The organism is Streptomyces sp. NPDC058086, assembly GCF_042885015.1.
In the GTDB taxonomy this organism is placed as follows: Bacteria; Actinomycetota; Actinomycetes; order Streptomycetales; family Streptomycetaceae; genus Streptomyces.
On sequence record NZ_JBHVST010000197.1, the window covers coordinates 1 to 9,170 of the forward strand.

Consider the following 9,170-nt stretch of genomic DNA (forward strand, 5'->3'; position numbering starts at 1 on the left):
CGCATGGCCTGCTTGGTCTCGACGTCGACGATCAGCTTGTCGAAGTCGGTGCGCTGCTCGACACGGGTCGCCTCGACCTTGTACGTGACCTTCAGAACCGGCGAGTAGATCGAGTCGACCGGGATGCGCCCGATCTCCTGACCGACCTGCTTGTTCTGAACGGCGGAGACGTAACCGCGACCGCGCTCGACGGTCAGCTCCATCTCCAGCTTGCCCTTGCCGTTGAGCGTGGCGAGGACGAGGTCGGGGTTGTGCACCTCGACACCGGCCGGCGGCGCGATGTCGGCGGCGGTGACCAGACCCGGGCCCTGCTTGCGCAGATACATCACGACCGGCTCGTCCTGCTCGCTGCTCACGACGAGCTGCTTGATGTTAAGGATCAGGTCGGTGACGTCCTCCTTGACGCCCGGCACGGTGGTGAACTCGTGCAGCACGCCGTCGATACGGATGGACGTGACCGCCGCACCCGGGATCGAGGACAGGAGCGTACGGCGCAGGGAGTTGCCGAGGGTGTAGCCGAAGCCCGGCTCCAGCGGCTCGATCACGAACCGGGAGCGGAATTCGTCGACGACCTCTTCGGTCAGGGACGGACGCTGAGCAATCAGCACGGGTGTTGCCTCCAGTGGTTTGGCGCCCGCTATGTGACGCCGTGGACACCACGAAGGGTACGGGCGATACCGGCGATACGGTCTCCGCAGAGGCCGAACCGCCCGTCTCCCCAACTCAGCGAGGAGGCTGCGGACCTCCCTTCATGGGCGGGCAGTCGCAGTCGTGGCCGCCTCCGCGACGTACATCGCCCGCTGCAGGTCGTCTACGCTTGGCGCCCCCTCGGTCCGCCCGTCCGGGCTGCGATACAGACGGCAGGAGACGGAGGTGGCTGTTCCCGGTGCGGCGAAGGGGTCGGTGCCGTCGATGAGGACGGTAGGGGAGCCGGTCATGCCGAGCCGTGCGGCCTGTGCCTCGTCGGGGACCTCGATGAGTTCCACCTCTGCCGCGCGCCCGTCGAGTGCCTGCTCGATCCGCTCCCGCGCCAGTGGTGCGTTGAGGCAGTCGAGCACGGCCAGAACCGTGATGCGCATGGCCGTTTCCTCCCAGGTCACTGCGGATGCGACCGACGTTAGACCTTCCAGCGCACTGGAAGGTCAAGGCGTTGCCTCGGCCGTATGCGCATTGGAGAACTGGCCGCCGCGAACGATCTGACGCCCAAGACGATCCGCTTCTACGAGCAGGCTGGACTGCTGCCCGCCCCACCTCGCACATCGGGCGGCTACCGCGACCACTCGCCGCAGACCGGCGCCCGACTGGCCTTCATCCGCGACGCCCAGTCGGCCGGCCTGACCCTCGCGGAGATCCGCTCGATCCTCGTCCTGCGCGACTCGGGCGAGGCACCGTGCGCCCATGTCACCGACCTGATCCAGCAGCACCACGACGACATCGAGCGGCGCATGGCCGAGTTGCGCAAGACCCGCTCCGCTCTGCGCGGCCTGGCCGAGCGTGCCGCCGCCACCGACCCGAGTACATGCGCGGGCGCGGACATCTGCGGCATCATCGGCGGCCCTGCACGTATGTGATCCCGTGTTCTCCGTGGAGGCAAAGGCCGCGCTGGCCGCCGCCGAGCAGCTGGCGACCGAGCGCACCCCGACCTTTGCCCCTGTCGTGGTCAACACGCCCCAGCTTCTGGCGGTCATCGCGACGAACCCCGGCTCCCGGGCTCGCCGTGTCCTCCACACCCTCGGCGTCGACGTGGCGGACATCAAGCGCCAACTCCACTGCTACGTCAACGCCCCCCCCCGCACAGCCTTCGGGCGCCGCACCCGTCGCAAGCGCCGCCCCGCTCAATAGCCGATGGTGAAGCGGCGCTTCACGAAACGCGGAAGCTCGACTTCGTCGAGAACGGCGACGGCTGTGTCCTCGACGGATATGCGACTGCGGCCCTCGGCGTCCATGACGGGTTGGTCGCCGCCGATCCGGAAACGGCCGGTGCGTTCGCCGGGGGCGATTTCCACGGCCGGACTGAGGTAGGTCCAGAGCCGGTTAGAGGTGCGAAAGAGGTTCAGGGCGTCGCCGTGGCCGTGCATTGCCGCGGCATATTCCCTTGGCAGGCCCAAGCTGTCGATCGCGGCATTGAGCAGCTCGTCGGAGTCGGAGAACACCAGTCCGGGCTTGACCTCGAGACTTGCGGCGCCGCCGATGACGATGAGCCGGACCCGGGAATAGCTTTCCAGTGCGGTCAGCAACGCCGCGGCCGCCCGTGCGTAGATGCCGGGGTCGGCGATGGCGCGCGCCAGGGCGTCAGCGGGGTCGTTGGCGGCATTGCCAGCGCCGAATCCGCTGATCAGGACGTCGAGGCCGGGTAGGACCGCAGCGATACCGTCGGCATCGGTGACATCGATGTTCTGCCATTGGATGTTCGCACGACTGTCCTGAATGCCAGAGATGTCGCGACTGAACGCCGTGACCTGGTGCCCGCGGTCGAGCGCCTCCGTGACGATTCGGCTGCCGATAGTGCCGGTGGCACCGATAACTCCGATTTGCATGATTCTCCTGTTCGTGTGAAAAACTGGCCGAACTCCGACACGCGCCGGCCCTCACCAGCGCGACGGCCTTATCGGCGGACCCCGCAGAGGGCGGCCGCGATACGGAACAGCTGAACGCGTTCCGATGGGCAATTCTCCTGCTCGTCGTGGTAATCGATTGCACAACGGTAAATCTGCTGAATCATGCAGTCGGCGGCGTCGGCCGAACCGAGCATGAGTTGGCAGAACAGCCGCAGCTGCGCGTGCAGCGCGGCGTCGTGCTTTTCGGTGTTTTCCTGTTCGGCCATGCGTTGCCTGGTCAGAGTCCGAACAGCGGAAACAGCCCAGAGCCGTGGAACGCGACGATCCGGCTGACGCCCTCGGCGGTGACTGTCAGTACGTGCAGTGCGTGTGGACGGCGCACACCGTCACGGCCGCGGGCGTACACCGCGAAGGCGGGCTGTCCATTGGCGGAGGTGGCGACCAGTTCGGCTGGACCGATTATCCGCATCTGCCTGAGCAGAAAAGCCACGATGGTGTCGCGGCCTTCGAACCAGGTCGCGATTGGCGGCATTTCCCATCGTGCGTCTTCGGTCAGTACCGCGACGAGTTGATCGACGTCCGCGGTTTCGAATGCGTTGACGTAGCGGTCGAGCAGGGCTCGCTGCCGTGGTTCGGCGGGTTCGGTCAGACCGTCCTCGTTGAGCGGAACCTGGGCACGCGCTCGCTGCAGCGCGCTGTTGACGGCCGCTGCCGTCATCTGCAGCAGTTCCGCGACCTCGGTGGTCCGCCACTGCAGCACGTCGCGCAGGATCAGCACGGCTCGTTGTCGCGGTGGTAGCTGTTGGAGTGCTCCGATCAGGGCGAGCCGCATGGTCTGTCGTTGCACCACAACGGTTGCCGGATCGGTCGGCGCGGCGGCGAACAGAAGGTCGGGCATCGGCTGGAGCCACGACACCTCCGAGGTTGGCTCGACCAGCCTGGCCTCCGGGTGTGTCTCGGGGGCGCCGAGATCGGCCGGCAGCGGCCTGCGCCTGCTCTTTTCCAGCGCTTTGAAACACGCCCGGGTCGCGATGCGGTAGAGCCAGGTACGCAACGACGATCGGCCCTCGAACCCGTCGTATCCCCGCCAGGCGTCGAGATAGACGTCCTGAACCACTTCTTCGGCCTCGTCGACCGAACCGAGCAAGCGGTAGCAGTAAGCGAGCAGCTCGCGTCGGAACGGTTCGCTCAACCGCCCGAAGTCCTCGTTGCCGGCCTGGGTCTCAGTCATACTGTGCATGATCCGCGCCCCGGGTCGACGGTGCAGGGGTGGCTGGCCGGCTCAGTCGGGCCGTATTCGTCGTGTCGGTTCAGCCACGAGTATCGCGGCACCTGGGGGTAACCTGCCGGGGAGTCCTCCCAGTCCTCCTGGCGTCCGAGCGCGGTGAAGTCGAGGGAGTTCAACGTCCCACCCATCAGTTCGTGTTCGCGATCGTTGATGAAGTAGGTGCGGTAGACGCTGTCGCCGTGGCGGATGAAGGCATTCGTGCCATACCACTCGGCCACGCCGAAGTCGGCGGCGAAGCCGTCGGTGATCGTGTACCAAGGTATGACCCAGCCCATGCGCGCTTTCACCCGCTCGATATCGGGCTGCGGTGCGGGTGAGGCAAAGGCCAGCGTGGTGTCGCGGGCGTTGAGATGCGCGAGATGGGCGACCTGGTCGGCCATCAGCGAGCAGCCGACGCACGCGTGGTCGGGCCAGCCCGACACCCCCGGCTCGAAGAAGGCGCGGTAGAGCAGCAGCTGACGGCGGCCGTCGAACAGGTCGGGCAGGCGGACCCTCCCGTTTGGCCCGTCGAAGACGTATTCCTGGTCGACCTTCAGCCACGGCATCCGCCTGCGGTCAGCGGCCAGGGCGTCCCGGGCGCGAGTCACGTCCTTCTCCGCCGCCAACAGCCGCAGGCGCGCGGCCTCCCATTCCGCTGGCGTGACGACCCCGGCCTGGTGAGTGTTGTTCATCGTGACGTCCTTGTGTGGCAGGAAATTCGGCTCAACAGACGGTGATGTCGGCCATGTCGATGGCGACCAGGACGGTCCGGTCGTCGCCCATGGGGGCGTAGGCCCGTCGGGTGGCTGGCACGATGATGCCGTCGATATCGCGGTAGTCGGCGGCGTAAAGCTGTGACTCGGTGCCCGGATCGACGATGTCGATGGTGAAGTCGTGGCGGCGCAGCAGCCCGTCCGGGCCGAAGCAGAACACCTGCTTGCGGGTGTGGGTCTTGATGTGGTCGGGGAAGGTCACGTTCAGCCGCCGCCAGGTTTCACCGTCGGCCTCGATGGGCGCGATCTCTTCGCAGACGAACCCGGGCCACGTGAACAGGAACGGCGTGTTCACGTACGTCCACAGTGCTTCCCCGGTGAAGTACGCGAGATGTAGGTCGTCCCACGGCGTCTGGAACTGGTGGCCGTCGAACGACCGTTCCGGCTCGTCGCGCGCGTCGACAACCGTGCCGTCGGCCTGCCGCAGGACGACCCGGTCGGGCTGGAAGACCGACCGGCGGTTCTGACCGACGAAGTCCATGGTCAGCCGTTCCTGTGTGGTGTCCACTTCGAAGCGGACGTCCCTCAGCGCGTCAGCCTTTCCCTTGACCTGCCAGAAGGCCCCGGTGATGGCGGCGTCGACGCGGATCGACCGGATCCGGTTCCACCGGTCCAAACCACCGTGCGCGGCGACCGCGGTCGCGAGTAGATCGTTCATCGCCTTGCTCCTCTGTTGGGGTGACCCGGCCGCCGATGTGGCGGCCGGGCGTGTTGTGCTCAGTCGACGATGAGTCCGCCGGTCAGGTTGGCGACGGTTCCGGTCATCCCGGCTGCCCGGTCGGAGGCGAGGAATACCGCGACCGAGGTGAGTTCGGCCAGTACGGTGGGGCGCTTGCGGTGGGTCATCGCGGCGGCGGCGGCGATGAGCTGGTCTTTGGGGATGCCCACCGCGTCGGCGTGCAGCCCGTACACGACATCGATGACCGGTGTCCCGATCAAGCCCGTGGTGCGCAGGCAGATCGAGCGGACGCCGTGCTGGGCCCATTCGGCGGACAGCGCGCGGTTGAGGGCTTCCATCGCCGCCCAGCCGACGCTCATGCCGCCGACCAGGGGCAGGCTCACGCGGGCGGGTTCGGGCGTATTCATCATGATCACTCCCGAGCCCCGGGGGATCATGTGCCCTGCGGCGGATTTCGCGGTCACGAAGTGCGCCTGGGCATAGGTCGTGATCGGTCGCATGAAATTGTCGACCGGTAGGTCGGTGAACGGGATTCCCTGTAGTCCCCTCGGTGAGATTCCGATCGCGTTGAACGACACGTCGATGCTGCCGACGTCGGCCACGACGGCATCGAGGTGCTCGGTGACGGATTTCTCGTCCAGGGCATCGACCACAGCGGTCTTGACGGCTCCGCCCGCAGCGCCGATTTCCTTGGCGACGGTGTTGATGGTGTCGAGATTTCGCCCGGTCAGGAAGACCGTGGCACCTTCGTCGGCGAATCCGCGGGCGACCGCACCGCCGACCGCTCCGCCGCCGCCGTAGACGACCACGTTCTTGTTTTCCAGCAACATATCCTTCTCTTTCTTGTGATTCACGCCAGCGCGTGAAGTCCGCGTCCGTTGAGCTCGTATGCCCGCGGCTGGTCCCGGTTGTCGGTGTCCTCGCACAGTCGCGCGATCTCAGCACCGACGATGGCCGGCGTGAGCAGCGGTTCGAGTGCTGTGGTGAATGTGGCGGTGTCGATTCCCTGACGCTGGGCGTAGGCGGCGACACCGGCGGCGCCGAGTTCGGTGGCCGGCGTGATCTGCGGCAGCACGGTGGCGAAGCGGATGCCGAGGGCGGCGCGACGGGATTCGTCCGCGGCGTACGCGGCGAGGAATCGGATCATCGCTTTCGCGCCCGCGTATCCGCCGCTCAGTGGTGAGCCGCGCAGTGCGGCGCCGCTGGACATCGCCACCACCAGGCTGTCGGGCGCCAGTGGGTGTCGCAGCGCCGCGCGGATCCAGTGGAAAGCGTGTTGGGTGTCAACCTGCCAGTTGCGGCTGAACGATTCCCACGATTGTTCGTGCACGGGGCCGGCGGCGGGCGTCGCGCCCGCGTTGAGCACGAGCAGTGTGGGCTGGTGTTGCTCGATCAGGGTGCGGGCGGTCTCCGCGTCGGTCGCGTCGGCGACCACCGGGACGAACATGGGTCCCAGTTCCCGGCGCAGGTCCGCCAGCGCCTCGGCGGTGCGCGCGACGCCGACGACCCGGTGACCCCGGTCGATCAGCGCGGCGGCGATCGCCGCTCCGAAACCGCGGCTGGCTCCGGTGACCACCGCCGTGGTCACCGGCTGCTGCGATGAGCTCGTCATCAACTACCTCCTACCCCATACAGAGGCGATCGCAGCGCGAAACTCATCGGCGCCCATCCGGCCGCATGACCGATGAGTTTGGGCCGACACCGCCTTCACTGCTGCGCGCGGCCTTCGCCGGACTTGACGTCCAAGCGCGGGAACAGCTGGTCAACGCGCTCCGCGAGCCCGTTATGTGCCCTGGTCTGGGGGACTGTCTGCCGCTGGCGGAAACTCAGGTGGCCTCAACGCATCATCCGGGCAGAGTCGGGCGGTGCCCGAGCTGAAGCGGCTGCATGCTGGCCATGCCCCGGCGGTCCTGGCCTTCGAGCTGGCGAACCGCGCCTACTTCGCTGCCTCGGTCTCCGACCGCGGTGACGAGTTCTTCGACCAGTTCGCCGACCGGTACGGCGCCTTGTTGGCTGAGCAAGAGGCCGGCATTGGCGCCTTCTACGTGCTCGTTGCCGAGGATGGCTCGGTTCTGGGCCGGTTCAACCTATACCGCTTCGGGGACGGCACTGCTGAGCTCGGTTACCGGGTCGCACAGCACGTCGTCGGCCGCGGCGTGGCGACCGCGGCCGTCCGGGAGCTGTGTCGGCTGGCGGTGGTGCGGCACGGGCACTGCGGGCGGCCACCTCCCATCCTCTGAATCTTCGCAGGGAATCCCGGTCTTCAGGCCGGGCGGGAATGCGATCCTCGGCCCGGAGGCGCGAAGCGCCGGAGTTCTCTGGGTCTGCGGGGTGATGGTCAGGCTGGGCGCTTCTGGTTGTCGATGTAGTCCTTGACGATGCTCAGTGGTGCGCCGCCGCAGGATCCCGCGAAGTAGGACGGGGACCAGAGCACAGGCCCGGTGCCGGTCTGGTTGATCCGGCCGGTGTACTCCGCGTGCAGGTAGCGGGAGCTGACGCCTTGAGGCTGTTGACGAGTGTGGACAGGGCGATCTTCGGCGGGTAGTGCACGAGCAGGTGGACGTGGTCGCTTTCGCCGTTGAACTCCCGTAGCTGTGCGCCGAAGCTCTCGCACACGTCCCGCATGATCGTCTCGCAGCGCGTCAGCATCTCGTCGTTGAAGACTTCACGCCGGTGCTTGGTGACGAATACCAAGTGTGCGTGGAGGTTGTGGATGACGTGGTTTCCCCGTCGGATATCGGGTTCTGGTTCCCAGCGTGGTGACTACGCCAAATATGCAAATGGAATAGGATTGGGTGAACTCGACCGGAGGGGGCGGGCGTTGGGGTGATCCGTGCGTACAAGTTCCTCATGCGGCCCACCGTCCGGCAGGCTCAGGCACTGTCCGAGATGCTGCGGGATCACTGCTCCCTCTACAACGGGGCGTTGCAGGAACGCCGTGACGCCTACCGGCATGTCTCGAAGACCACCGTCAGGTACGGGATGCAGTCCGCGCAGCTCAAGGACATCCGGGCATGTGACCCGGAGCGTCAGGGCCGCTGGTCGTTCTCCTCGCAGCAGGCCACCTTGCGCCGTCTCGACAAGGCGTTCGCCGCGTTCTTCCGCCGGGTCAAGTCCGGCGACCGTCCGGGCTACCCGCGTTTCCGTGGGGTGAACTGGTTCGACACGGTGGACTTCCCCAAGGACGGGGACGGCTGCCGGTGGGACTCCACCCCGCACGACCCCGTGACCCGCGTCCGCTTCCAGGGTGTCGGCCACGTCAGGGTCAACCGGCACCGCCCGGTGGCCGGCAGGGGCAAGACCGTGTCGGTCAAGCGGGAGGGCCGTAAGTGGTTTGTGGTGCTCACCACCGAGCAGGACCAGCCGGACCCGCTGCCCGCGACCGGCTCCGTGGTCGGGATCGACCTGGGCATCGCGAACTTCCTCGCCGACTCCAACAACGGGTTCGTGCCCAGCCCGCGCCACGGCCGCCGGGCCGCCGCGAAGCTTCAGGCAGCGCAGCAGGCACTGTCCCGGTTCCCGCGCCGCAAGGCGAAGGACCGCACCGCCAGCCACCAGCGCGCGGTGGAGAAGGTTGCCCAGCTCCACGGCAAGGTACGTCGCCAGCGGCTCGACCACGCCCACAAGACCGCGCTCGGTCTGGTGCGCGCACATGACTTCATCGCGCACGAAGACCTCAGGATCCGCAACATGAGCAAGGACCCCGCGCCGAAGCCCGATCCCGGCCGGCCGGGCGCGTTCCTGCCCAACGGGGCCGCCGCGAAGGCCGGGCTCAACAGGTCGATCAGCGATGCCGGTTGGGGGGTGTTCCTGACGATCCTGCACGCCAAGGCTGAAAGCGCCGGACGGGACGTGATCGCCGTGGACCCCCGCAACACCTCCCGCACCTGCCC

At 67.3% G+C, this 9,170-nt stretch carries 12 protein-coding genes and 2 pseudogenes; 4 read left to right on the forward strand and 10 right to left on the reverse strand.

What is annotated here, in order from left to right; genetic code table 11:
- Together rpoA and ACFVWD_RS56005 are read right to left on the reverse strand one after the other, a co-directional pair.
- Positions 1 to 608 (reverse strand): DNA-directed RNA polymerase subunit alpha (rpoA, locus tag ACFVWD_RS56000; protein ID WP_389606717.1); only part of this gene is annotated, 608 nt, incomplete at its 3' end.
- A gap of 141 nt (positions 609 to 749) precedes the next feature.
- Positions 750 to 1,079, reverse strand: coding sequence for a hypothetical protein (locus ACFVWD_RS56005; protein ID WP_389606719.1), 330 nt, complete (start codon positions 1,077 to 1,079; stop codon positions 750 to 752).
- Between the two features lie 84 nt (positions 1,080 to 1,163).
- Between ACFVWD_RS56005 and ACFVWD_RS56010 the strand changes: the two genes are divergently transcribed.
- Both ACFVWD_RS56010 and ACFVWD_RS56015 read left to right on the forward strand, forming a co-directional pair.
- On the forward strand, positions 1,164 to 1,571 hold the full coding sequence (locus tag ACFVWD_RS56010; RefSeq protein ID WP_389606720.1) for a heavy metal-responsive transcriptional regulator: 408 nt from the start codon (positions 1,164 to 1,166) through the stop codon (positions 1,569 to 1,571).
- Positions 1,572 to 1,584: 13 nt separating this feature from the next.
- Complete coding sequence (locus tag ACFVWD_RS56015) at positions 1,585 to 1,842, forward strand: Clp protease N-terminal domain-containing protein (protein WP_389606722.1); 258 nt, start codon at positions 1,585 to 1,587, stop codon at positions 1,840 to 1,842.
- Here ACFVWD_RS56015 and ACFVWD_RS56020 read toward each other — a convergent pair.
- The 7 genes from ACFVWD_RS56020 to ACFVWD_RS56050 all read right to left on the reverse strand — a co-directional run bounded on the left by ACFVWD_RS56020 (position 1,836) and on the right by ACFVWD_RS56050 (position 6,889).
- A complete protein-coding gene (locus ACFVWD_RS56020) occupies positions 1,836 to 2,537 on the reverse strand; it encodes an NAD(P)-dependent oxidoreductase (RefSeq protein ID WP_389606724.1) in 702 nt (233 codons plus the stop codon). The two genes, ACFVWD_RS56015 and ACFVWD_RS56020, sit on opposite strands and share 7 nt — an antisense overlap.
- A 68-nt stretch (positions 2,538 to 2,605) precedes the next feature.
- On the reverse strand, positions 2,606 to 2,824 hold the full coding sequence (locus tag ACFVWD_RS56025) for a hypothetical protein (RefSeq protein WP_389606726.1): 219 nt from the start codon (positions 2,822 to 2,824) through the stop codon (positions 2,606 to 2,608).
- Positions 2,825 to 2,835: 11 nt separating this feature from the next.
- Positions 2,836 to 3,789, reverse strand: a complete 954-nt coding sequence (locus ACFVWD_RS56030) for a sigma-70 family RNA polymerase sigma factor (RefSeq protein WP_389606727.1) — start codon at positions 3,787 to 3,789, stop codon at positions 2,836 to 2,838.
- Entirely contained in the window at positions 3,786 to 4,517 is a 732-nt protein-coding gene (locus ACFVWD_RS56035; RefSeq protein WP_389606728.1) for a DUF899 domain-containing protein, read from the reverse strand. The genes ACFVWD_RS56030 and ACFVWD_RS56035 overlap by 4 nt, the downstream gene beginning before the upstream one ends.
- A 31-nt stretch (positions 4,518 to 4,548) precedes the next feature.
- On the reverse strand, positions 4,549 to 5,256 hold the full coding sequence (locus ACFVWD_RS56040) for a hypothetical protein (protein ID WP_389606729.1): 708 nt from the start codon (positions 5,254 to 5,256) through the stop codon (positions 4,549 to 4,551).
- A gap of 59 nt (positions 5,257 to 5,315) precedes the next feature.
- Positions 5,316 to 6,107: an SDR family NAD(P)-dependent oxidoreductase gene (locus ACFVWD_RS56045; RefSeq protein ID WP_389606730.1), complete on the reverse strand. Its 792-nt coding sequence runs from the start codon at positions 6,105 to 6,107 to the stop codon at positions 5,316 to 5,318.
- Positions 6,108 to 6,127: 20 nt separating this feature from the next.
- Complete coding sequence (locus ACFVWD_RS56050; RefSeq protein WP_389606731.1) at positions 6,128 to 6,889, reverse strand: SDR family oxidoreductase; 762 nt, start codon at positions 6,887 to 6,889, stop codon at positions 6,128 to 6,130.
- Positions 6,890 to 7,142: 253 nt separating this feature from the next.
- Here ACFVWD_RS56050 and ACFVWD_RS56055 point away from each other — a divergent pair.
- A pseudogene (locus ACFVWD_RS56055) lies at positions 7,143 to 7,487 on the forward strand (GNAT family N-acetyltransferase); the annotation flags it as partial.
- 128 nt (positions 7,488 to 7,615) lie between these two features.
- Here the strand turns inward: ACFVWD_RS56055 and tnpA are convergent.
- A pseudogene (gene tnpA / locus ACFVWD_RS56060) lies at positions 7,616 to 8,013 on the reverse strand (IS200/IS605 family transposase).
- Between the two features lie 90 nt (positions 8,014 to 8,103).
- On the opposite strand from tnpA, the gene ACFVWD_RS56065 reads away from it, so the two are divergent.
- Positions 8,104 to 9,170: RNA-guided endonuclease InsQ/TnpB family protein (locus ACFVWD_RS56065; RefSeq protein ID WP_389606732.1), on the forward strand; the 1,067-nt coding region annotated here is incomplete at its 3' end.